At 57.6% G+C, this 23,649-nt stretch carries 26 protein-coding genes; 18 read left to right on the plus strand and 8 right to left on the minus strand.

Features of this window, described 5'->3' with window-relative positions; translation table 11 throughout:
* Positions 1-146: 146 nt before the first annotated feature.
* The 4 genes from leuD to ACR3EP_RS15200 are packed head-to-tail and all read right to left on the minus strand — an operon-like array spanning position 147 to position 2,942.
* Positions 147-752, minus strand: coding sequence for a 3-isopropylmalate dehydratase small subunit (gene leuD, locus ACR3EP_RS15185; protein WP_170351856.1), 606 nt, complete (start codon positions 750-752; stop codon positions 147-149).
* A gap of 42 nt (positions 753-794) precedes the next feature.
* On the minus strand, positions 795-1,349 hold the full coding sequence (locus ACR3EP_RS15190; protein ID WP_170351857.1) for an HdeD family acid-resistance protein: 555 nt from the start codon (positions 1,347-1,349) through the stop codon (positions 795-797).
* A gap of 37 nt (positions 1,350-1,386) precedes the next feature.
* The gene (gene leuC, locus ACR3EP_RS15195; RefSeq protein ID WP_480638554.1) at positions 1,387-2,790 is read right to left on the minus strand and encodes a 3-isopropylmalate dehydratase large subunit; all 1,404 of its coding nucleotides are present in this window, start codon (positions 2,788-2,790) and stop codon (positions 1,387-1,389) included.
* Positions 2,791-2,843: 53 nt separating this feature from the next.
* Positions 2,844-2,942 carry an isopropylmalate isomerase gene (locus ACR3EP_RS15200; RefSeq protein ID WP_170351859.1) on the minus strand — a complete coding sequence of 33 codons (99 nt, stop codon included), beginning with the start codon at positions 2,940-2,942 and terminating at the stop codon, positions 2,844-2,846.
* Between the two features lie 90 nt (positions 2,943-3,032).
* Here ACR3EP_RS15200 and ACR3EP_RS15205 point away from each other — a divergent pair, with 90 nt between their 5' ends.
* The 4 genes from ACR3EP_RS15205 to ACR3EP_RS15220 all read left to right on the plus strand — a co-directional run bounded on the left by ACR3EP_RS15205 (position 3,033) and on the right by ACR3EP_RS15220 (position 5,908).
* Positions 3,033-4,382: a mechanosensitive ion channel family protein gene (locus ACR3EP_RS15205; protein WP_170351860.1), complete on the plus strand. Its 1,350-nt coding sequence runs from the start codon at positions 3,033-3,035 to the stop codon at positions 4,380-4,382.
* 164 nt (positions 4,383-4,546) lie between these two features.
* A complete protein-coding gene (rsfS, locus tag ACR3EP_RS15210; RefSeq protein ID WP_058276550.1) occupies positions 4,547-4,906 on the plus strand; it encodes a ribosome silencing factor in 360 nt (119 codons plus the stop codon).
* Positions 4,907-4,950: 44 nt separating this feature from the next.
* Positions 4,951-5,421 (plus strand): 23S rRNA (pseudouridine(1915)-N(3))-methyltransferase RlmH, encoded by a 471-nt coding sequence (rlmH, locus tag ACR3EP_RS15215; protein WP_480638555.1) that lies wholly within the window; start codon positions 4,951-4,953, stop codon positions 5,419-5,421.
* 1 nt (position 5,422) lies between these two features.
* Positions 5,423-5,908: a flavodoxin family protein gene (locus tag ACR3EP_RS15220; RefSeq protein WP_480638556.1), complete on the plus strand. Its 486-nt coding sequence runs from the start codon at positions 5,423-5,425 to the stop codon at positions 5,906-5,908.
* A 3-nt stretch (positions 5,909-5,911) separates the two neighbouring features.
* Here ACR3EP_RS15220 and ACR3EP_RS15225 read toward each other — a convergent pair whose 3' ends face one another.
* Entirely contained in the window at positions 5,912-6,259 is a 348-nt protein-coding gene (locus ACR3EP_RS15225; protein ID WP_170399387.1) for a hypothetical protein, read from the minus strand.
* Between the two features lie 35 nt (positions 6,260-6,294).
* Positions 6,295-7,005: a DUF599 domain-containing protein gene (locus ACR3EP_RS15230; protein WP_170351864.1), complete on the minus strand. Its 711-nt coding sequence runs from the start codon at positions 7,003-7,005 to the stop codon at positions 6,295-6,297.
* 82 nt (positions 7,006-7,087) lie between these two features.
* Here ACR3EP_RS15230 and ACR3EP_RS15235 point away from each other — a divergent pair, with 82 nt between their 5' ends.
* The 6 genes from ACR3EP_RS15235 (at position 7,088) to ACR3EP_RS15260 (ending at position 13,295) form a co-directional block, all read left to right on the plus strand.
* Positions 7,088-8,536: an FAD-linked oxidase C-terminal domain-containing protein gene (locus ACR3EP_RS15235; RefSeq protein ID WP_480638557.1), complete on the plus strand. Its 1,449-nt coding sequence runs from the start codon at positions 7,088-7,090 to the stop codon at positions 8,534-8,536.
* 25 nt (positions 8,537-8,561) lie between these two features.
* Entirely contained in the window at positions 8,562-9,662 is a 1,101-nt protein-coding gene (locus ACR3EP_RS15240) for an FAD-binding protein (RefSeq protein ID WP_480638558.1), read from the plus strand.
* 4 nt (positions 9,663-9,666) lie between these two features.
* Entirely contained in the window at positions 9,667-10,983 is a 1,317-nt protein-coding gene (glcF, locus tag ACR3EP_RS15245; protein WP_480638559.1) for a glycolate oxidase subunit GlcF, read from the plus strand.
* A gap of 118 nt (positions 10,984-11,101) precedes the next feature.
* Positions 11,102-11,893: a trypsin-like serine peptidase gene (locus ACR3EP_RS15250; protein ID WP_226689697.1), complete on the plus strand. Its 792-nt coding sequence runs from the start codon at positions 11,102-11,104 to the stop codon at positions 11,891-11,893.
* Positions 11,890-12,705, plus strand: a complete 816-nt coding sequence (locus ACR3EP_RS15255) for a trypsin-like serine peptidase (RefSeq protein WP_480638560.1) — start codon at positions 11,890-11,892, stop codon at positions 12,703-12,705. Before ACR3EP_RS15250 ends, ACR3EP_RS15255 begins: the two co-directional genes overlap by 4 nt.
* A 122-nt stretch (positions 12,706-12,827) precedes the next feature.
* Entirely contained in the window at positions 12,828-13,295 is a 468-nt protein-coding gene (locus ACR3EP_RS15260) for an Hsp20 family protein (RefSeq protein ID WP_170351869.1), read from the plus strand.
* A gap of 211 nt (positions 13,296-13,506) precedes the next feature.
* On the opposite strand, the gene ACR3EP_RS15265 is transcribed toward ACR3EP_RS15260, so the two are convergent.
* Complete coding sequence (locus tag ACR3EP_RS15265; protein ID WP_480638561.1) at positions 13,507-14,244, minus strand: hypothetical protein; 738 nt, start codon at positions 14,242-14,244, stop codon at positions 13,507-13,509.
* A 477-nt stretch (positions 14,245-14,721) separates the two neighbouring features.
* Complete coding sequence (locus tag ACR3EP_RS15270) at positions 14,722-16,197, minus strand: NAD-dependent succinate-semialdehyde dehydrogenase (RefSeq protein WP_480638562.1); 1,476 nt, start codon at positions 16,195-16,197, stop codon at positions 14,722-14,724.
* Positions 16,198-16,447: 250 nt separating this feature from the next.
* Here ACR3EP_RS15270 and ACR3EP_RS15275 point away from each other — a divergent pair, with 250 nt between their 5' ends.
* From ACR3EP_RS15275 to ACR3EP_RS15310, 8 genes are all read left to right on the plus strand, one after another.
* Positions 16,448-17,527: a coiled-coil domain-containing protein gene (locus ACR3EP_RS15275; RefSeq protein ID WP_170351872.1), complete on the plus strand. Its 1,080-nt coding sequence runs from the start codon at positions 16,448-16,450 to the stop codon at positions 17,525-17,527.
* Between the two features lie 9 nt (positions 17,528-17,536).
* Positions 17,537-17,812 (plus strand): hypothetical protein, encoded by a 276-nt coding sequence (locus ACR3EP_RS15280; protein ID WP_170345712.1) that lies wholly within the window; start codon positions 17,537-17,539, stop codon positions 17,810-17,812.
* Positions 17,805-18,923 (plus strand): hypothetical protein, encoded by a 1,119-nt coding sequence (locus ACR3EP_RS15285; protein WP_480638563.1) that lies wholly within the window; start codon positions 17,805-17,807, stop codon positions 18,921-18,923. The genes ACR3EP_RS15280 and ACR3EP_RS15285 overlap by 8 nt, the downstream gene beginning before the upstream one ends.
* Before the next feature lie 57 nt (positions 18,924-18,980).
* Positions 18,981-20,909, plus strand: coding sequence for an AAA family ATPase (locus tag ACR3EP_RS15290; protein WP_480638564.1), 1,929 nt, complete (start codon positions 18,981-18,983; stop codon positions 20,907-20,909).
* A 1-nt stretch (position 20,910) separates the two neighbouring features.
* Positions 20,911-21,297 (plus strand): hypothetical protein, encoded by a 387-nt coding sequence (locus ACR3EP_RS15295; protein ID WP_480638565.1) that lies wholly within the window; start codon positions 20,911-20,913, stop codon positions 21,295-21,297.
* A 61-nt stretch (positions 21,298-21,358) separates the two neighbouring features.
* Positions 21,359-22,696, plus strand: coding sequence for a DUF6638 family protein (locus ACR3EP_RS15300; RefSeq protein ID WP_480638566.1), 1,338 nt, complete (start codon positions 21,359-21,361; stop codon positions 22,694-22,696).
* On the plus strand, positions 22,697-22,963 hold the full coding sequence (locus ACR3EP_RS15305; protein ID WP_170361871.1) for a hypothetical protein: 267 nt from the start codon (positions 22,697-22,699) through the stop codon (positions 22,961-22,963).
* An 11-nt stretch (positions 22,964-22,974) separates the two neighbouring features.
* The gene (locus ACR3EP_RS15310; RefSeq protein ID WP_480638567.1) at positions 22,975-23,622 is read left to right on the plus strand and encodes a DUF1523 family protein; all 648 of its coding nucleotides are present in this window, start codon (positions 22,975-22,977) and stop codon (positions 23,620-23,622) included.
* Positions 23,623-23,649: the final 27 nt, after the last annotated feature.

Consider the following 23,649-nt stretch of genomic DNA (forward strand, 5'->3'; position numbering starts at 1 on the left):
GATTGCATCATTTTCGACGCAAATCCGACGTGTATCTCAAATTGATACCTATATCTTGTGGTAGTTAGACCTTTGACCCCAAGAATGCGAATGGGGCCGCCGAGGCGACCCCATTAGGTTGAGTATTCACAGATTCATCCACAGAATCACACCCAGGGGCGGGCCTGGCCTGCGTGATCCTCGAATTTGTCGATGTGATGGTCTTTTTCCATCGTCAGGCCAATATCGTCCAAACCGTTCAGCAGGCAGTGTTTGCGGTGTGGGTCGACGTCAAACTCGATCACGACGCCATCCGATGTTGTGATCTGCTGATCTTCCAGATGCACGGTCATGCGGGCGTTCTGACCCTTATGGGCATCTTCCATCAGCAGCGCGTGATGTTCTTCTTCGACCACGATCGGCAGAATGCCGTTCTTGAAGCAGTTGTTATAGAAGATGTCGGCAAAGCTGGTCGAGATCACCACCTTGATGCCGAAATCCTTGATTGCCCAGGGCGCGTGCTCGCGGGACGAACCGCAGCCAAAATTGTCGCCTGCCACCAGAATCTCGGTTTCACGATAGGCGGGTTGGTTCAGGACGAATTCTTCGTTCTCCTGCCCGTCATCGTGATAGCGCATCTCATCAAACAGCACGACGCCAAGGCCGGACCGTTTAATGGTTTTCAGATGAACTTTCGGAATGATCATATCGGTGTCGATATTGATCAGTGGCATTGGGGCAGCCACCCCGTGGACTTTGTCAAACTTTTCCATGTTCACACTCCTGCGGGAGAAGGCTGCGCCCGTTCCCCGCGTTTAAGCCTGTTTCGCTTCTATTGTTTCGTCTTTGGGTGCGTTCTTGATGAAGAGCGCCATGAAGACCAATCCGAACCCGTTGAACAGCATCTCAATGCCCAGGAAGATCCCCAGAATGCTCAGCAGAGCCTGGGGTTCCTTGCCCACATAAGTCCAGATGATAGCGGCGAGGACGATCGACAAGATGCCCGAGATCATCGTGGGCCAGAAAAACTGCGTTCCTTTCATTTGGAACGACAAAATGACCCGCGCGATGCCGCCTGCCATAAACAGAACCAGCATCACCGTCGCCAAGGTCAAGGTCCCCTGCAGCGGGTGATCCAGGAAAGACCAGCCCAGAAACAGCATCACCACACCCATGATGAGAGACAGGATCTTGTTGCCGGTGCCTTCGACGGTGAACCCGCCGACAACCTGCAACGCGCCTGCAATCAGCAGCAACACCCCAGTCACCACCGTCACCGCAACTGAAGCTGCAATCGCATTGCCCAGCGCAAAGACGCCAAATGCTATCGACAGCAGCCCCAGCAGGAACCATTTGATCCAGTCACTCATGTGTTCAATCCCTCAAATATCTAGATATGAGGAGACCTTACATCAATTCACGGACGTCTGTCAGCCGTCCCGTAATTGCCGCAGCGGCAGCCATTGCCGGGCTCAGCAGGTGGGTGCGTCCGCCCCGGCCCTGACGACCTTCGAAGTTGCGGTTCGAGGTCGCGGCACAGCGTTCCCCCGGTGCCAGCTGATCCGGATTCATCGCCAGGCACATCGAACACCCAGCCAGACGCCATTCAAAGCCTGCTGCTTTGAAGATATCCGCCAGACCCTCTTCTTCGGCCTGCGCGCGCACCAGGCCCGAGCCGGGAACGATCATGGCACGCAGACCATCTTTGATCTTTTTGCCCTTCAGAATTTCGGCGGCAGCGCGCAGGTCTTCGATCCGGCCATTGGTGCAGGACCCGATAAAGACGGTGTCAATTTCCACATCGCTCAGCTTTTGGCCGGCTTCCAGGCCCATATATTCGATCGAGCGGCGGGCCGCCTCGACCTTGCCGCCTTCGAAATCCTCGGGGTTCGGCACGGTCGCGGTGATCGGCAACACGTCTTCGGGGCTGGTGCCCCATGTAACAACCGGTGCAATGTCCTCTCCGCGCAGGGTTACGGTTTTGTCGAAATGCGCGCCTTCATCAGTGTAGAGCGTCTTCCACCAGTTCATCGCAGCTTCCCACTGCGCACCTTTAGGTGCGTGCGGGCGACCTTTGACATATTCAAACGTCGTTTCGTCCGGCGCTATCAGGCCCGCCCGGGCGCCACCCTCGATGGCCATGTTGCAGACGGTCATGCGACCTTCCATCGACAGATCACGGATCGCTTCGCCACAATACTCGATGACATAGCCGGTGCCACCGGCGGTGCCGGTCTCACCAATCACGGCCAGAGTGATGTCCTTGGCGGTTACGCCTGGCTGCAATTTGCCGGTGATCTCGACCTTCATGTTCTTGGATTTCTTCTGGATCAGAGTCTGTGTGGCCAGAACATGCTCGACCTCAGACGTGCCGATACCGTGGGCCAGCGCGCCAAACGCGCCATGGGTGGCGGTGTGGCTGTCGCCACAGACAACGGTCATGCCGGGCAGGGTCCAGCCCTGTTCCGGGCCGACGATATGCACGATGCCCTGACGGACATCATGCACTGGGTAATAGTGAATGCCGAAATCCTTGGCGTTCTTGTCCAACGCTTCGACCTGAATGCGCGATTCCGGGTTTTCGATCCCGTTCACGCGGTCCGGTGTAGTCGGAACGTTATGATCCGGCACGGCGATGGTTTTTTCCGGGGCGCGCACCTTGCGGCCCGCCATGCGCAGGCCTTCGAACGCCTGCGGGCTGGTCACTTCGTGAACCAGGTGGCGGTCGATATACAGCAGGCAGGTGCCATCATCGGCTTCGTGCGCGACATGGGCATCCCAGATTTTGTCATAGAGTGTTTTGGGGGACATTGGTCCTCTCCCGTATTTAAATGAGAAATAGCTGGCGAGTGGCTGGACGCGCCTTATAGGCGGGCCAGAACCGTGCGGGCGGCCCCAAAGAACCGTTCACGCAGGCGCGTGCGGTCTTGCAACGTCGGTGCAGGGGCCAGATTGAGTCTCATGCGCACCAGATATATCGGGCTTTGCTGTCAATCAAGGTTCAATCCGGTGTCAGACTTGCATCATTGAGCAACGCTGTCCAAGCTGGAACCATGAATCAGGACCTGATCCCCAGCTCGCTGTCGGACCTTTATGAAAACATGGTCGCGGGCTTTTCCGTGCAATTCGAAAACCTTGTCGAACTAATTGTCACCCCCGGTTGGCGACAGCACCAGTTGGTCATCATTGTTGTTCTTTGGGGGTTGGCCCTCCTTTTGAAATTGGCAACGCAAGGCCGGTGGGAGACCTGGGCCCGGTCCCGCTCGGGCTGGCCGAAATGGCGGCTGCGTACATTGGTGCAGTTAATGCAGCGCCTGACGCTGGTTTATTTCGTGGTGATGTCCTGGGCGTTGTATCTGTTGATGCAGCAAGTCACCTGGCCGTCGCGCAGTTACATTATCGGCGTTTTTGCGACTTTGGCCTTGGCGTGGCTGGCCATTGCCCTGGTGGCGCGGCTGGTGCGCAACCGGACCCTGCGGCGGATATTCAAATGGGCCATGTGGGTCTATGCAACGCTGATTGCGCTGAATCTGACCGATGACGTGGCCGATTTTCTGGACGGGGTAGCGATTTCCATTGGCGATCTGCACATCTCGGCGCTGGGGATCATCAAGGCGGTTCTGCTGATCGGTATTTTGCTGACGCTGGCCCGTATTGGCACCCGCGCGGCCGAGCGGGGGCTGATGAACAATGACGACATCACCCCATCCATGCAGGTGTTGTTGGCCAAGGGCATTCAGGTGCTGCTGTATGGCGCTGTCTTTCTGGCAGCCATCCGCACGCTTGGGTTTGACCTGACCGGTATTGCGCTGCTGTCCGGTGCGATTGGTGTGGGGATCGGGTTCGGGCTGCAAAAGGTGGTGTCCAACCTGATATCCGGGATCATCATCCTGATGGACCGGTCGATCAAGCCGGGCGACGTGATCTCGTTGGGCGACACGTTCGGCTGGATCAATGCGCTGGGCGCTCGTTATGTCTCGGTCGTGACGCGGGACGGGCGGGAATACCTGATTCCGAACGAGGATCTGATCACCAATCAGGTGGTGAACTGGTCGCATTCCGACAAATTCGTGCGATTGGACCTGGAGTTCGGCACCAGCTACGACGACGACCCGCATAATGTCCGTGCAACGGCCATCGGTGCGGTCAAATCCGTGACGCGCGTGTTAAGTGGCGGTAAGCACGAGCCGGTCTGCCACATCACCGGGTTTGGTGACAGCAGCGTGGATTACGTCCTGCGGTTCTGGATCAGTGACCCGACCAAGGGCCTGACCAATATCCGCGGCAATGTCTATCTGGCCCTGTGGGATGCGTTTAAATCCAAAGGTATTTCCATCCCCTTCCCCCAGCGCGAGGTTCGGTTGTTGTCCGACGCAGCCACGCAACAGGTCGCCAAAGAGTGATCCCCTGTGCGCCCCGCATAGCGGCGTTTCATTGAAATGTTGCATTCCCCTTGTTACCTTATTAGTACCCCGGCGCCGGGGTTTTACGGCGCGCAGCAAAGGAGGACTATGTTCTGTCTCTACATACCCAGGCGGGTTTGCCCGCCGATGACCGGGCCAATGTAATGGCTCACTCTCAGTCAATCAGCGACAAGCTGCTTGAACGTATCCTTTCCTCACTTTCCGATGACAAGGCCGAAGATGTCGTGCAGATCAACCTGCAAGGCAAGTCCTCGGTTGCGGATCACATGGTGATTGCCTCGGGTCGGTCGACCCGTCAGGTCTCGGCCATGGCGGAAAAGTTGACGGATCGCATCAAGCAGGAATTCGGTTTCACCTCGAAGGTCGAAGGCAAGGATGCCGGCGACTGGGTGTTGATCGATACGGGCGATGTGATCGTCCATATCTTCCGCCCCGAAGTGCGTGAATTCTATCAGCTGGAAAAGATGTGGCTGCCTCAGGGCGGCAGCGCCTCGGCGAACTGAGGCGCCATCCCGGCCTGCATTAACAGGCCGGCGGCGAGAGAAATATGCGTATAAGCATTTGTGCGGTCGGGCGATTGCGTGCCGGACCGGAGAAGACCCTGCTTGACGATTACCTGACCCGATTTGACCGGACCGGCCGCGCACTGGGCCTCGGTCCTGCACGTGTGATCGAGGTTGAGGACAAGAAAAACGCAGGCATGGGGGCCGAAGGTGCGCTGCTGCGCAAGGCACTGCCCAAGGGGGCTGTGATCTGCACCCTGGACGAACGCGGGCGGGTGATGTCCTCGCCGGATTTTGCCAAGAAACTGGGCGGATGGCGCGATGCCGGGCGTCAGGATTTGGCGCTGATCATTGGCGGGGCAGACGGAATAGACCCTAATCTGCGGGACCAGGCCGATTTTTCCATTTCCTTCGGGTCGATGGTCTGGCCCCATATGCTGGTCCGTGTGATGCTGGCCGAGCAACTTTACCGGGCCGCAACCATCCTGTCGGGCGGCCCTTACCACCGGGTCTGACATGGCGCAGCTTTTGATCGTCTACCATTCGCGCACCGGCGGCGCCCGGCAAATGGCCGAAGCCGCGGCTGAGGCCGCGCATGATGAGGCCGAAACCATCCTGAAACCCGCCGATCAGGCCGGACCGGACGATCTCCTGCGCGCCGATGGCTACCTGTTCTGCGCGCCCGAGAATCTGGCCGCGATTTCGGGTTTGATGAAAGAGTTTTTCGACCGCAGCTATTATCCCGTACTGGGCAAGATCGAAGGCCGTCCCTATGCCCAGATGGTGTGCGCCGGGTCCGATGGCGAGAACGCCGCGCGCCAAATCGCCCGGATCGCAACCGGCTGGCGGTTGAAAGAGGTGCAACCGCCACTGATCATCTGCACCCATGCGCAAACGCCCGAGGCGATTTTGGCGGAAAAGACTGTTCCAGACGACCAATTGGACCAATGCCGCGAGATTGGTGCTGCTTTGGCTGCGGGTCTGACTCTGGGCGTGTTCTGAGCCTCAGTTCAGATCAACGACCGTAGTGTCTTCGTTCCAACCATCAACATTGCAGCGTGCCTGAATCTGAACCTGTGTTGCACCTTCGGGAATGGCCACACCGCTTAGCGACCGGGTAAAGGGCTGCTCATTCTCATGTGGATGGTGCAACACGCGCATGCCCAGCTCGTTGCCGTCCATATCCAGCACGCGCCAGCCATCGGCGTAATGATCCCAGCCGGTATCGGGATGGCGGATCGTCACGTCGAATCGCCAGGTATCACCGCTCTGACGGGCCGAGACATTCTCGATCACCGACGGATCGGCAAGGGCAGGGCTGGCCAGAAAGGCACTGAGAATCAGGTATCGCATGCGCTGACCATAGGGTGTGCGACGCACCCGCGTCATCACGAACCTGTGTTGGGTGGCAGGTCCATCAGGATCGATCGTGAATGCGAGGCAAATTCCCGCCGGTACAACACGCCAAAGGTGACGGTGGTGCCGATGATCAGGGCAACCGGCCCCAATATCCATGTCACCGAGGCCAGCGCAAAATAGGTCGCCCGAAGGGCACGGTTGAAGCTGCGTGCGGCGGTGACGCAAATCTCGGCGGCTTGCGCAGCGCGGGGATAGGCCTGCGGATCTTCGGGGTCATTGGGCACGGCGGCCATCAGCACCCCGCAATAGCCGAACAGGCGGTGCGCCCAGACATATTTCAGAAACGCGTTGGACAGAAATGCCAGTACAATCAGAATCTTGATCTCCCAGACCAAGGCCGGGGCGCTGCCTATGGCCAGATCCTGCGCCACCCCGGCCAGACGTTCGGTATTGCCCAGCAAGGCCAGCCCGCCGCCAATGGCAATCATCGTGGTCGAGGCGAAAAACGTGCTGCCCTGCCGCATGGTGCCAACCATCTGCGCATCAAACATGCGCGGTTGGCGCGTTACCATCTCGTGCATCCAGTTGCGGCGAAAATCATCCATCATCATCGTGACGGAGTTTTTGCGCGGTGAAGGGTTGTCGATCCGCCAGCCGATCCATTGCCACGCACAAAACAGCATCACAATGGCCGCATAGTCGAGCGGTGAAAACACCAAGGCACGTTCAATCCAGGTCATGATCGCGACACTACGCGCGGCCAAGAGAACTTGCCAGTGGTTGAAATTGGTAATATTAATTTACCAAACCGGAGGGCTCGCCATGGACATGCCAACGCCAAACCCAGATATTCTGCGCCGCAGGGACGCCGTTTTGCAGCAATTGCTGGAGGTTTTGCCCCAAGATGCTGTGATCCATGATGCTGCTGAAACCCTCGCGTATGAATGCGATGCGCTGACGGCGTATAAATGTCCTCCGATGCTGGCGGTGCTGCCGGCGACCACGCAACAGGTCTCGGACGTGCTGCGCATCTGCCATGCCGAAGGCGTGCCGGTTGTGCCGCGCGGTTCGGGCACGTCTCTGGCGGGCGGGGCATTGCCGACGGCGGATTGCGTCATTCTGGGCATCGCCCGCATGAACGAGGTGTTGGAGACCGATTATGACAATCGCTTTATCCGCGTTCAGAGCGGCCGCACCAATCTGAGCGTGACCGGGGCCGTTGAGGAAGAGGATTTCTTTTACGCCCCCGATCCTTCGTCACAACTGGCCTGCGCCATCGCGGGCAATGTCGCGATGAATTCCGGCGGGGCGCATTGCCTGAAATACGGTGTGACGACCAACAACTTGTTGGGCGTGACCATGGTATTGATGGACGGCAGTGTGGTTGAGATCGGCGGCGCGCATCTGGATGCAGGTGGATTGGACCTGCTGGGGGTGATTTGCGGCTCGGAAGGGCAATTGGGTGTCGTGACCGAAGCAACGCTTCGCATACTGCGCAAACCCGAGGGCGCTCGGCCGGTTCTGATTGGTTTCGACGACAACGAAGTCGCCGGGCACTGTGTCTCGGATATTATCAAATCGGGCATTCTGCCCGTCGCGATCGAGTTTATGGACACGCTGTGCATCAGGGCTTGTGAGAATTTTGCCAAAGCAGGCTATCCCGATTGCACGGCGCTGCTGATCATCGAGGTCGAAGGGTCCGAGGCTGAGATCGACTATCAGCTGTCGAAGATCGTCGAGATTGCCAAACGCCATAACCCGGTGGAAATTCGCGAAAGCCAATCGCCCGAGGAAAGCGCCAAGATTTGGTTGGGCCGGAAATCGGCCTTTGGGGCCATGGGGCAGATGAACGACTATATGTGTCTGGACGGTACGATCCCGGTCTCGTCCCTGCCCGAAGTGTTGCGCCGGATCGGCGAGATGAGCCAAGACTACGGCCTGCCCGTCGGTAATGTGTTTCATGCGGGTGATGGTAACATGCACCCTCTGATCCTGTTCGACGCCAACAAACCCGGTGATCTTGAGAAATGCGAGGCGTTTGGCGCCGACATTCTGCGGCTATGCGTCGATGTAGGCGGCTGCCTGACGGGTGAACACGGGGTAGGCGTGGAAAAGAGGGATTTGATGACACATCAATACGCGCCGCAAGACCTGGAAGCACAGATGTCGATCAAGGATGTGTTTGATCCGAAATGGTTGCTGAACCCCGCCAAAGTGTTCCCTCTGGACGCGTCAGCATCCCGGCGCGATGTGCGTCTGGCTGCGGAATAATAGGCTCTAACACAAAAGATATGCGATGAAACCCAAGACGGAAACCGAACTGGCCGAGATGGTGGCCGGACTGAGCCATCCGGTGCGTATTGCCGGTGGTGGCACCCGTGGTATTGGCGGGCCAAACGCAACCATTCACACCGTGGGCTTAAGCGGCATAAACCTGTATGAACCCGGCGCTCTGACCCTTGTGGCGCAGGCCGGTACACCCTTGGCCGAAATTGAGGCCGCTCTGGAAGCAGAAGGCCAGCAATTGCCGTTTGAGCCTATGGATCATCGTGGTCTGCTGGGCACGGGCGGAGAGCCCACCATCGGCGGTGTCGTGGCGGCCAATATCTCGGGCCCACGGCGTATTCAAGCCGGTGCCTGCCGGGATTTCCTGCTGGGTGTGCGGTATGTCGATGGCAATGGGCAGGTGATCAAGAACGGTGGCCGGGTGATGAAAAACGTCACCGGATACGATGTGGTCAAACTGATGGCAGGGTCCTGGGGCACGTTGGGGATATTAACCGAAGTGTCGCTGAAAGTGCTGCCAAAGCCCGAATCCACCGCGACCTTGGCTGTACAGGTCGCGGATGCTGAAGACGCAGTGCAAGCCATGTCCGCAGCGCTGAAATCTCCATTTGAGGTCAACGGGGCCGCGTATGACCCTCAAGATGGGCGCACCTATTTGCGGATCGAGGGGTTTTCCGATTCGGTGTCCTATCGCTTTGGCCAGCTGAGATCAGTATTGACCAGATTTGGTGAGGTCACAGAAATCCCGGATTCTGCGGACCTGTGGCAAGGTCTGCGTGATGTTAAGCCGTTTCAGGGTCTAGACGGCGACGTCTGGCGGATTTCGGTCAAGCCAAGCGACGCGCCCGAAGTTTCGAGGAGTCTGGCGGCGGACCAGCTTTTGTTCGATTGGGGCGGGGGTTTGATCTGGGCGCGGGTCTCACAAGGAACCGATCTGCGCGCACGTTTGGGTGCATTTGACGGCCACGCAACACTGGTACGGGCTGGAGCAGATACAATAGAAACTTTGGGTCAATTTCAGCCTGAACCTGTCGAAGTTAAGGCTCTAACAAAGGGATTAAGACAGCGTTTTGATCCACGCGGCCTCTTCAATCCGGGCCTGATGGGATAAATTGATGCAGACGACATTTACCGAAGAACAGCTAAAGGACCCGGCGACCCAGCGCGCGAATGAAATTCTGCGCAGCTGTGTTCATTGCGGGTTCTGTACTGCCACCTGCCCCACCTATCAGGTACTGGGCGACGAACTCGACAGCCCGCGCGGACGTATCTATCTGATCAAGGACATGCTTGAGAATGAGCGTGTGCCGGATGAAAAAACGGTACGACACATCGATCGTTGTCTGTCCTGCCTGGCCTGTATGACAACTTGTCCGTCCGGCGTGCATTACATGCATCTGGTTGATCACGCGCGGGACTATATCGAACAGAATTACAATCGCCCCTTCAGTGATCGTGCGCTGCGCTGGATACTGGCGCAAATTCTGCCCTACCCGACACGATTCCGCTGGGCGCTACTAGGGGCGAAACTGGGTCGCCCGCTTCGTTTCCTCATGCCGGATGCGCGGCTGCGGGCGATGTTAGATATGGCGCCCAAGCATATCCCTCCGGTCAGCCGAAATGACGACCCGCAAAGCTTTGTGTCCAAGGGACCGCGCAAGAAACGCGTGGCTTTGATGACGGGCTGTGCGCAAAAGGCGCTGAACACCGATATCAACGACGCAACCATTCGCCTGCTGACCCGGTTGGGGTGTGAGGTTGTGGTTGCCAAAGGAGCCGGGTGCTGTGGCGCGCTGACCCATCACATGGGCAAGACCGGCGACAGTCACAAAGCGGCCCAAGCCAATATAAAGGCCTGGACGGCCGAGATGGATGGCGGTGGGTTGGACGCCATTGTTATCAACACCTCGGGTTGCGGCACGACGGTCAAGGATTACGGGCACATGTTCCGAAACGATCCGCTGGCGGAAGGCGCCGCGCGGGTGGCGGATATCGCGATGGATGTCAGCGAATTGCTGATGCTTCTGGACCTTCCCGAAGGTACGAACCAGAACTTGACTGTTGCCTATCACGCGGCATGTTCTCTGCAGCATGGGCAACAGATCAAAACTCATCCCAAGACTTTGTTGAAAAAGGCTGGATTCACCGTATTAGAGCCTGCTGACAGCCATTTGTGCTGTGGCAGCGCTGGTACGTATAACCTGATGCAGCCGGAAATCTCGGGCCAGTTGAAGCAGCGCAAAGTGAAAACGCTTGAGGCGAAGAGACCGGACATGATCGCGGCTGGCAATATTGGTTGCATGATGCAAATCGGCTCGGGTACAGATATTCCGGTTTTGCACACGGTTGAATTGTTGGACTGGGCCACCGGTGGCCCCAAACCACGGGCCTTACAACCGGGTGATGGGGCACAGATTCCGATCCTCAGATAAGCCTGGTTGATGCAGCGGCGCATCAGTTTTCGGACGAAACCAAACCCGGCACGGCTGCCCTATTTTCGCCCCACCACGACCGTAGGAAGGTGATCCAACAGCAACGCCGGAGAACCGCTTGCAAAACTGGATCAGGGCTTTAGCGCTGGCATTGATGCCGATAGCGGCCGCGGCGCAGGATAGTGGGCTAAAAAGCCTGGATACCACCGATGCCGGGCGGGCGTGGATGGCCGTTGGCCGTCTGGATATAAACGGATCGGGGTTTTGCACGGGTACGCTGATCTCACCTACTTTGGTGCTGACCGCCGCGCATTGCCTGTACGACAAAACAACCGGTCAGCGGATCGATCTGTCCGGGGTCGAGTTTTTGGCCGCGTGGCGTCTGGGCCGCGCGTCCGCCTATCGTGCGGCGCGGCAGGCGGTGGTGCATCCGGACTATCGCTATGACAACGAAACTTCGACGGCACGGTTGCGCAATGACATTGCACTGATCGAGTTGTGGCAACCCATTCGCAACACCACTGTGATCCCGTTTGAAACCGGCGATCGCCCGCGTCGGGGGGAAGAGGTGGGCGTCGTCTCGTACGGGCAGGACAGGGCTGAAGCCCCGGCGCTACAAGAGGTCTGCTCGGTCATGACCCGCCGGTCAGAAGTTCTGGTGATGTCCTGCGATGTCGAGTTCGGCTCTTCGGGCGCGCCGGTTTTTTCCTTTGAGGGTGACCGCCCGCGCATCGTGTCCGTGGTGGCTGCCAAGGCCGAGTTGAACGGCCAGCGCGTTGCCGTCGGTACCCCGGTCGAAGGGTCGCTGCGCCTGTTGCAAGCTGAACTGTCGGCTGGGCGCGGGTTTCTGGCTGCGACCCCTGAGGGTACATCCAAAAGAAACATTGGCGCGAGGTTCATCAAGCCATGATACGAATTCTGCTGGGCACATTTTTATGCTTGTCTGTCTTGTCGACTGCATCCCATTCGCAAACCGCAAAACGCAAGCTGACGGACCGTGACGACCTTTATGGCTGGGAGGCGGTGGGCCGTCTGGATATCGGCAATAAGGGCTTTTGCACCGGCACGCTGATTGCACGGGATCTGGTTCTGACGGCGGCTCATTGTGCGTTGGATAAGGCCACCGGCCGGCCCTATAAACCCGGAGAAGTGACGTTCCGTGCCGGATTGAGCAACGGTAATTCTCTGGCCGACCGCAAAGTCATCCAGATCGCCACCCATCCGGATTTTGTGGCCAATGCGCCGGTCTCGGCACCGCGAGTTCGCATCGATGTGGCGCTGATGCGTCTGGATGCCCCGGTCCCGCACGGCGTCGCCGATCCGTTTGCGTTGTACGAGGGACGGATCAACGACAACGAGATCAGCGTTGCATCCTACGGGCAAGGCCGATCCGAGGCGATTACGCGCCAGCGTTCGTGCAGCATCCTTCAACGCGGTCGCGGGCTGATCAGCTTTGACTGTGACGTAACCTTTGGGTCTTCGGGGTCGGCCATTCTGGCAAAAAAGGGACCGCGCTGGCAGATTCTGTCGGTTGTATCCGCGGGTGGTTTTGATGGTCGGCGCAAGGTCGGGTATGGCATGGAACTGTCTGGGATCGTTTCTGATTTGAAAGCTGACCTGCGCCGAGATGCACCCCAGCCCAAGGCCAGGATACGCCGATTGCAGGTGGGGTCGGACAAGTCCAGTTCCGGTGCCAAGTTCATCTCATCCGACGGGTCTTGAACTCGTTCAAAATGCTCCCCATGTGAATTGTACCGGGTCGCCGTGAACGGGGCCTGGCATACTCAATCGCCCGTCCGAACGGAGGGCAAATCGTAGATCGCTCAGATATGAGGATATGACACATGCGTACTTTTGATTTTGCACCGCTGCACCGCGCAACCATTGGTTTCGACCAGATCGCAGACATGATGGACCGCGTTCTGACCAATGACGTGGCTCAGCCCAGCTATCCGCCTTACAACATCGAAAAAACCGATGCCGACACCTATCGCATTTCGGTCGCTGTCGCCGGTTTTTCGGAAAATGACCTGTCGGTCGAAGTTAAGGAAAACGCGCTGATCGTCGCCGGTAAGAAAGCCGCCGAAGACCAAGAGCGCAGCTACCTGCACCGTGGCATCGCCACCCGCGCGTTCGAGCGCCGCTTTGCGCTGGCCGATCACGTGCGCGTCACCGGCGCCAACCACGAAAACGGCATGCTGAACATTGACCTGAAGCGCGAGGTGCCCGAGGCCCTGAAACCGCGCCGGATCGAGATCGCTTCGGCCAACGCCATTGAAAAGGATGTGGTCGACGCCAAAGCCGTGAACTAAGGCGGTTGACCCACACGCCGCGGCGGTCTCCTCCTCTCTGGGCCGCCGCACCATGCGCCCCGCGTTCCTCCAGACGCGGGGCGTTGTTTTGGTCGGAACTCTGGCCGATAATGCGGGTCAAGAATTGAAGAAAGCGCCCGCACAATCGCGAACGCTTTTTAAATGAACAGAATGTTGCTAGGCTAAGTGCTATATTTCTCAGGAAATGCGATTAGACCAAAACGCGCCTTCTGCGGTAAGAAACGAAGCCCAAGCCGAATAGAGCACCACCCAATAAAAGAATGGATGGGGGCAACGGAACAGCAGCGATCTGCACCCCGTCAATCGAGAACCCGTCGTTCCGAAGTGGATTGTTCCCACCCAGACTCGAATAGTTGGCGAGTGCTATTGTCGCTGAATTGGTTGGTGCCCCGAAATCTATAGTGACCAGTTGAACGTTGCCGTTTGACAATTTTCCTCCGGTCCGCACTTCGTGGTTTTGACCACCGGTGGAAATGCGTAGAAACCCACCAACATCGCTGGCATCAGAAACAGTGAATATCAGTTTGGTGAATAATTTCCCACCGGCAAGGGCGACATCCCAATTCAACCCCCAGGTGTCATTGCTGTCCAAAAACCACGAACCCCCATTGGGAGAAACATTCTCGCGTCCGAAAACATTACCTTCGCGCAACGCCAGCATACTACCAGAATTGCCAGGCAAACCGGAAACTGTGCCGCCGGTGCCAACTCCACCCAAGGTCGAGAATGTTCCAACAGCAGTTGAGAAGCCGTTCGCTACCTCACCTTCACCGTGGACTGCACCATGGACTTCAAATCCCTCGAAAACTCCTTGCCCGTTTCCGTAGGCCGATCCATCGTACTGACTTACATCAATCGTCAACGCCTGCGCACTTGTGGACCAAAAGGTCACAAAACCGACCGCCAAAAACAACTTAGAGAGCGTCATGGACGTTGTCCCCACACTAGCTACCTAAATACCAATCTACCTCAACAGAACGGCAAAATAAAATTTTTTCTTTGTATTTTTAATCGTTAGCTTAGCCGAAAACTGGATTCTCGTAAATATTGCAGCCGAATAGTTTAACAGTCTAAGCAGTTCAAATAAATTACTCTCAGCAATACCAGAAGCTTACCCAAGCTAACTGCTGTGGATAAGTTGCTGTTTAATTGGTTGAAATGGCGAAAGAAGGGCCCGTGTCAGATGTGCAAGAAATAGATTTTCACAGTTTTACCTGGACGCCTCGGCTTTTCACTTTGCCAAACGCCCCTAGAATTTCTGGCTCGAGCCCTAACCGAAGCTGCCGGTTCCGGGCATCGCGATCACTTCGCTTTGGAATTAGGTTACCGACCACGTGGCTGGATTTAAAGAAGTCGACCAATGATTGGTCTCTGCCCATGCACAACGGGCAGAGATCAGGAAAAATCAGACCGACATGCAGATGTATTTCATCTCAAGATAGTCTTCCATGCCGTGATGGCTGCCTTCGCGACCCAGGCCGGATTGTTTGACGCCGCCGAACGGTCCCAGCTCGGTCGAGATGATGCCGGTGTTCACGCCCACGATGCCGTATTCCAGCGCCTCGGCCACTTTGTAGACGCGGCTCAGGTCCTTGGCATAGAAATAGGAAGCCAGACCAAAGATCGTGTCGTTGGCCATGGCGATCACATCATCTACGTCCTCGAATTTGAACAGAGGGGCCAGCGGGCCAAAGGTCTCCTCTTGCGCGACCTTCATGTCCTGCGTCACGCCGGTGACGATGGTGGGCTGAAAGAATGTACCGCCCAGATCATGCGGCAGGCCGCCGGTCAGGATAACGCCGCCTTTTTCCGTGGCATCGGCGATGTGTTCGCGCACCTTGGCGACGGCCTCGTCACTGATCAGCGGGCCGGTGGTGATGCCCTGCTTCAGGCCGTCGCCGACTTGCAGGGCCTCGGTTGCGGCTTTCAGCTTGGCTGCGAATTCGTCGTATACACCGGCCTGCACATAGATGCGGTTGGCGCAGACACAGGTCTGGCCGTTGTTGCGGAACTTGCACATCATCGCGCCTTCGACGGCCGCATCCAGATCGGCGTCGTCGAATACAATGAAAGGTGCATTGCCGCCCAGCTCCATCGAACATTTCATGACCTGATCGGCGGCCTGACGCAGCAGGATGCGCCCCACCTCGGTCGAGCCTGTAAAGGTCAGCTTGCGCACGCCGGGGTTTTCGCAGAACTCTTTGCCGATCTCGCTGGCCTGAGACGAGGGCACAACGTTGAACACGCCGGCAGGTACGCCCGCCTGTTCCGCCAGCAGCGCCAGCACCAACGCTGACAACGGCGTTTCCGTCGCCGGACGGGCCACAAAGGCGCAACCTGCGGCCAGCGCTGGGGCCGCCTTGCGTGTGATCATCGCGTTAGGGAAATTCCACGGAGTGATCGAAGCCGCCACACCGATGGGCTGTTTCAGCACGGTGATCCGCTTGTCGCGCTGATGGCCGGGGATGGTCTCGCCATACACACGCTTGGCCTCTTCGCCGAAGAATTCGATGAACGAGGCACCATAGGCAATTTCACCCACGGCTTCAGCCAGCGGCTTGCCCTGTTCGGCGGTCAGGATCTTGCCCAGATCCTCGGCGTTTTCCATCATCAGGTCGAACCAGCGGCGCAGGATTGCAGCGCGTTCTTTGCCGGTCAGCTTGGCCCATTCTTTTTGCGCAGCCTCGGCCTGAGCGATGGCGCCTGCCACCTGCGCCCGGCTGACATCGGCAACCTCGGCCACCACATCCCCGCGGGCCGGGTTGGTCACCGCAAGGGTGCCATTGTCGCCATCCACCCACTGACCGCCAATATAGGCTTTGGTCACCAGCAGGTCAGGGTTTTTCAGAAGGGATTTCAGATCGGTTGTCGCGTCCAGCATGGGTCAGCCTCCGGCAGAAAATTGGTTCAACGCACCCAATCAGGTGGGGTCGGGAATGTCTATGTCCACTATCGCCAGCGGGTCAATCCAGATTTGATCAAATAACCTTCAGTTCAAGGCCGTGCATCACGCCTATCTTTTTCAGGCTGAGTTTGTCAAAGTCTGGAGGAAATTTGGACCCAAGGGGATGTAAACACCCGTAACATTCCCTATCTTATTGGGTAAATAAAGAAAAAAAGGGATAGCAGAGATGTCGAACCATCAATTTGATGCCTTGATCGAAGAGACTCAGGCGAAAGTCCGTGAAAGCCAATCACAGATCGAAGGGCTGACATCGCGGATTGAGGCCGCCCGCGCCAAGATCGGCACCACCGAGGCGGATATCGACATCGAAAATGCCACGCTTGAGGATGTGCACGCCCATACCGAGGTGATGAACGCCAATATCGCCGAGCTGATCATGGGTCTGGACGATGTGACCAACGCGTTTTCCAAGGATTTCGACGAGATGCGATCGAAAACCGGGTGGGAATCGTTTGTCGGCATCTTTGCCAAAGCCAAATCCGAGTCGATGCGGCAGGAGCGCATGCGCACTGCAAATATCGATGACAAGCTGCAGGATCTGATCGCCAAGTCAGACGTGATCGTAAAGCTGCTGGAAGGCCAGCTATCAGTGCTGGAAGAACAGCGCGTGAAGGTCGAGGATAACCTGACTGGCACGCTGGATGACCGTGAGGCGACCGTGGCTGAACTGGAAGCGTTGCGGGCCGAAATTCAGGGCATGGACCCAACGATTATCACGTTGGAGAACAAGATCAGCGTCGAACAGGACGCCGCCGCGCGTACCCAGCTGGAAACCGAACTGGCAGAGCTGAACAAGCAATACAACGCCAAGGTTCAGGAAGAGCAGGTCAAGCTGGCTAAAAGCCAAACGCTGGAGCGCTATATCGAAAAGGGAAAGACCTGGGTCGATTCACTCCAGAACCAGGCGGCGACGCAGATGGTGCTGATCAACAAGTTGCAGACAGACACGCAACAGCGCGTGGTCCTGTATGATGCCCTGACCAAATCGCTGAAAACCGCGCAGCAGCAGGACGTGGCCCACCGCATCAACGAGATCGGCGTGCAAACGGACCAAGAGGCGCAAACCGCCATGGCCGCCATCGGCACCGCGACCAACCAGAAAATGGCCGACATGCTTGAGGCGCATGAGGACCACATGGTCTTCGCCCGCGACGTGCTGGAGAAAAAGGCCAAGGCGGATGAACGCTTTGCGCGCCGGTTTGCCTCGATTGTCGAGAAGCATGATAAGAATTTGTATGGCGGGTGAGGCGCTTCAGTGACGTTCCGTTCCAAAGGCAAGCCAAAAGGAATACGCTACAGGTTCAGGATAGGGATTCTCTTTGTTGTTTTTGGCGGGTTCCTGACTTTGCTTCTTCTGACAGCTGATTGGATGCCAGACCATTTGGTGATCAAACTTGTGCTGATCGTGGGTGTTCTTCTGGCAACGTTCTGCCTCTGCGTATTGTTCGCCAACGGTCTGATCAAACTTGAACAGCTTGATGAGAAGTTATTCGGCCACCGACAAAGAAAAGAGCGCGTGGATAATGACTGACCCCACCCAAGACCATGTCGGCCTGACCGACACTTTTGCCTCGCGCCGCTATTTCCGCAAATTCGAGGTGATCACCGTCCACCTCCTGCGCGTGGCCGCGACGATGGAGGCGGAGGGTGCGATCTCGAAACAAGAGGTGCGGATCGTGTCGCGCTACCTCTCGGGGTTGCTCTACACCTTCCGCGCGCTTTCCATGAAGTACCTGCTGGTCGGGCGCGACACGGGGCGGTTCTTTGGCAGCCTCGCCATGGACAAGCGCGATAGCGGCTTTCCGGTGGCGGCCGAGTTGCTGACCATGGCCAACGACGCGCAGCAGGCGCAGGTGCATCTGGCAAACATGCCCTCGGAAGAGGACCTGAAAACCGACATGGTGCGAACGATCATCGGCGATCAGGAAATTCCCACCAAGCTGCAATTTGCGCTGTCCCAAAGGCTCTATTATGAGGAACTGTTGAAGGGTCAGCTGTTCTGGGCCCGTAATGATCCCGAGTGCCACTGGATCGGAAATGAGGGGGACCGACGCAAATTCCTGATCCACTGGGCGGTCTATGACAGCCAGATCAACCTGCCCGTCATCTATCTGATGCAGCTTGAGGACAGCGGCAAAACGGCCCTGCCCAAGGATCAGCGCCGCTGGCCCGAGGTTCAGGCGCATCTGATGGCGCAAGCGCTGGGTGGGTTGAAACTGGTGACGATTGCCAAAGGCTTCGATCAGGATTTCGACGACCTGCATCCCAAACACCTGCGCCGCATCCATGTGGGTCCGATGTACTCCTCGGCCTATACCGAGCAATCCGGCCCCCTGCGGCAGGTGCTGGAGGACGCGCAATCTCCGCAAGGTCAGGATTGGGCACTGGCCTGGACCACCGAAGAACTGGAAAGCGAAGAGGTGATCGAAGAGCGCTCCGGGTGGTTCTCGACCGTCGAGCGCGAGATTTTTGCGCTGGACCCGTTCGGCGGGCAGGGGGCCGAGACCGGGGCCACGCGCACTCAGCGCTCGATCATCCTGCCCCAGCGTCCGTTTCAGGTGCTGGCCGAGCGCAACCCGCCGGGTTTTGCCGATGTGCGCAAGTTCGTCGTTAGCAAGACCGGGCAGGTGTTGAGATATTGAATTCTTCGCCTCCGGCGGGAGTATTTTTGAAAAGATGAAGCAAGGGCGGTTTTTGAGATGAGTTTGACGTCAGATCAGATGGAATTGCGCGAAGACGACATTCGCAAGCATTATCCCGCAGCAACCGCCTTGCTGAACGGGTTCGAACACGCGCCGCGGATCGCCAAGGCGGTTGAAACCGCGGTTGAACGCTCTCCGGGTGTGTCAACGGCACGGCGGTTTCGGTCGACGACCCCGGGGTTGGTGACGCGGCGTACGGTGCGCGCGGATGGGGTACATCTGGTCGAACGGATCGAGGCGTCGGATGATGGCGATGCATTGGTCTCGCCACCTCAGGCCACTACGCAGCAGGCAATCCGCCGTGCGGTTGCCATTGCTCTGGCGGTGGCTGAAGCCTATGCCGAACAGACACCGCTGGCAGACCTGAAACGCGCGAACCTTGCGGGCGATCTGCCCGCCGCGCGCAAAACCGAGTTTTCGGAATTGCTGACGGCTGAGGCGCTGATCACCTCGCATACTTTCGGCAATGCCTTGGCCTATCTGATGTCCTCGCATCTTGGCGAAACCACTGCTGATATTGGTGAGATCGAAGAGGTCTTGACCGACAACGGTCAACTTGCCCTGCATGGTGCATTGTGGGAACTGGACCAGATGCTGGCCAAACATGCCCCTGACGATGCCTATCTGATCGCGGCCACCAGCGCCTATGCCGAACAGCTAATGGAAAAAACCGCCCTGCGCGCGCAATCTGCTGGTCATCTGGCCCCGTTCCACAACGCCGCCTGGCATATCGAGGCCGATGATCTGACGATCCGAGGGTTTGAGCCCGCCTCGAAGGCCAAATCCACCACCCTGACCATGACGTTCAAGAAACCGAACGAGGTGGTTGGCAACCACATCGCCAAGTATCAGGCGATGAAGCTGGCGAAGATGGTGATGGCCTATGACTTCGACCGCCGCCTGAACCCGTTTGCGGAGCTTGGCGGGTTCATCTTTACCTTTATGGGGGATGGCAAACCGGGCACCGGAAAAACCACCCTGATCCAGATGATGGCCGGGCTAATCAATGACTACTGCCAGAACGCAGGCTATCCGTTCCGCTATCAGAACCTGAGCACCGACAATATCGACAGCTATCAGGGGAAATCCGGCCAGAACGCCAAGGCCTTCATCAACACGATCATCGACCCCTCGGTCATCGGGTTTGGCACCATCGACGATATCGACCAGCTGGCGGGCAAACGCGGCGACCGGCAGTCGTCAGCCGGGCAGTTGGAAATCACCGCCGTGCTGATGGAGAGCTTTGCGGGTGCCAACACCGTCGTGCGTGGCAACTGCACTTTCGGCATGTTCTCGAACTACCCCGAGAATGTGGATGACGCCCTGCGCCAGCGGGCGGGCGCGCGATTCCTGGTGGACGGGCCGCAGACGCGCGAGGATTACATCGACATCCTGCACCTGCTGATGGGCCGCAATCATGACATCCCGCTGGGCGAGCACGAAGCCTATGCCGCGCAGGAGATCAAAAAGGCCGTCGCCGCCAGTTTCGAAAGCCACTCTCGCCCGCATGAGGACGCCTTGCTGAAGGTCTATGACCGCGTGTCCGGCGACATCGGCCAGATGGACACGATCGCCAAGCTGGGCACCTACCTCAAGGCGATCCAGCAGGCGGATGAACGGTTCACCGGCCGCGCCATCAAGAACATCACCGACGCGGTCAAGGTCCGCGCGATGGATTTCGAACTGCCTGACGAATGGATGGAAAACCCCGACCTGTTCCTGTTCCGCGACTACGACACCAAGAAGGCCATGATCGAGGACCTACGCCAGCCGATCACGGTCGAGATGGTGATCCAGGAAATCAACCGCTATGCCGACAGCGAGTTCCGCTATGCCGACAATAGCGACGAGGTCGCCATCGAAAACGCCGTCCGCGAGATGGGACGGATGGAAGAGGCCAAACGACGGTACTTGGAGGGGAACTGAAATGGATGATCTTCTGCCGCTTGTTGCGTATTATTTTTTAACCGTCGCGATTTCAGCGGTTGTGGGTTGGCACGCCGGAAAACTTCGTTTGAAGAGAGACGAACACACCGGAATTGAAGCGGTGCTCGTAAGTTTGGTACTTGTATTCGTTGTGGTACCCATTGGGCCGGTCATTCTTTCATCGATACTTTCGGAAGGGTTCGGTAGCGTTCCGACCGTTCTGAGTTTGTGGGGCTGGCTTCTTCTTTCTACCGGCTCTGAAGGAGGAGCTGAGTTCCTACTGCTGATCGTAGTTTCGAGCGTTGCGGTCTGCCTATTGAACCACGCTTTAGGCGTCGCGCGGCCGTTGAAGACGTTGTTTCGCGGCGAGAACTGCAAAGTCGAATAAGTGCTCAGAATAGCCGCATTAAAGAAACGCGCATGCGCCATATTTCGAAGGAGAGGCTGAAATGATCCGCCTCATCGAAAAAGGCCTGATGTTCGGCAACCTCGTCCACATCTCCAGCCCGGCTTTGGTCGAGCGGTATAACCGCGCGCTGCAGCATCTGGCGGGCAAGAGCACGGCGCTGACGGATTTCCATGTCGATATCTCGGGCTATTCGCCGGAGGTGGGGATCGAGCTGGAGGATGAGCTCTACCTCAACCCCAATGGGGTCAACCGGCAGTTCATCCTGCTGACGACCGAGCAGAAACGCAGCCCCCTGCTGAACGTCAAATTCTCGACCTCGCGCGATATCCTGCGTGAATTCATCGAGATGAACGAGGCGCAGCTGTTTGCCCTGACCGCCACAGATGCGGTGGCCGGGGAGATGGTGAACTCGGTCATCAAGCTCACCTCGCCGCGAGACCTACTGAACATCAAAAAGATCGAGATTGAGGCCGACACTGCAGGCGGCACCCTGCGCAAGGCCCAGCAGCTGGCGGGCATGGTCGAACAGTTCAAAACCCAAGAGGACGCCTGGTTCGATGACGTTCTGATCGCCAGGATGATTGAAACCGCCAAGGAAACCGGCGACGTCACCCGCAACCCCGTTCGCCTGCGCCACACCGCGTTTGAGCAACGCAACTTCTGGACGGCGCATTTCGGCGGGCTCTATCTGTTCCCGGATCTGGACCATCCGGCTGCGATCTGTATGGGTAAAAAGCCCGACGATCTGAAGATCAAATACACGTTCGAGCCGTCGCAGCGAAACCAGATCGCCAAGTTTCTTGACTATAACGACTTGGTCGAACCAATCGTCAAAGCGCGGGGCGTGGATGCCACCGCGATCCTACAGCAAAAGATGGATTTCCTGACCGTCGACGCGGCGGCGGATGCGGGCGTTGACCTGACGGGGCTGGATCGTGGCGACATGCGGCGGCTGGCCCGTAATCACGCAGACCGCCTGCCCGAGGCTTATCACGGTTTGGGCCAATTACTGCGCTGGGCGAAGGATGGTGGTCCGTGGCCGCGCATCACCTCGGACCATCCGGCCTATTTCTACACGTTGCGGGCCACCGATACGCCGAACCGCGATCTGGTGAATATGCTGCTGGCTGAGCTGGCCCCGCTGGACCCGCGCCAAATGTTCATCTGCCACAAAGAACTGTTTTACAACACCTATGCCGGTTGGTCCGAGACCAAGAAAGCCTATGTTGCCGACTTTCTTGCGCGCGAGTATCAGGTGGACAAGGCGGGCGCCCGCGCTGCGCTGTTCGGACATGAACCGGACATGAGCGGCAGTGACCGGATTAGCGATGACATCATCGCACGCGTTGGTCCCTGGGGCGCAGTTGGGAGGAATTGAATGCTTGTCGCAATCCGTTTTCTAATTCCACTGCTGATCGTTCTGACCGTGATCTATGTCGGGCTGTCGATCTACTCCCGCCTCGTCCGTCGGCGTAAGTTGATCGCGCATTGGGAAAAAAAAGGGCTGCACGGTGATCGAGAGGCTTTTCTCGAGCGGGGAATGCGGCAATATGACAAATCGTTCCGCAAGAAACTGCTGCTGGGTGTCTACGTCATCCCACTTGGGGCCATTGCCCTGCTGATCTATATTACTAATTTCAAATGAGGGCCGGATAGATGGTCTATGTCAAATGGGTATTCATCATCGTGTTCTGGGGGCTGGTCGCCTCGGTGCTGGAATACACTTTGCCGCAGCAGGATGTAGTGCGGATCGTAAAGACCGAGGTGCGGCGCGTCGATTTTGGTGAGAACTCGATCTTCTGGGCACAGCAAGATACCGGCCAAGAGGGCGCGCAGACTGTCAACCGAGATGTGCGATTTGTGGAAACATTCCGCCCGAACGGGAAACCGCGCGTTTATCGCAATGAGGATACCGGCTGGGGCTGGCCGCCCTATTTCAAACTCGACAGTTCGAACCTACAGGCGGAACTGACCAATCTCGTGTCGACTGCGGATAACCCGCAATGGGTGGTTTTGCGCCATTATGGTTGGCGCAATCAGCTTATGTCGATCTTTCCCAATGTGGTCTCGGTGCGCCCGGTGGACAGCCCCGATGTGCGGTTGATCCCATGGTTCAACATCATCTTTCTGACGGTTTTCTTTGCCATCGTCTGGGCCATTTGGGTACGCTGGCGCCGGTTCCGACAACGCCGTATCGACCCGATGCTTGAGAATATGGAAGATGGGATTTATGCCGCCGGTGATGCGATCGAAGAAAAGCGCAACGGGTTCCGCCGCTGGCTTGATAGTTGGAAACCCAAGTGACAGCGGGTATCTGAATCCGCCACCTGC

Source organism: Ruegeria sp. BB10 (genome assembly GCF_056535725.1).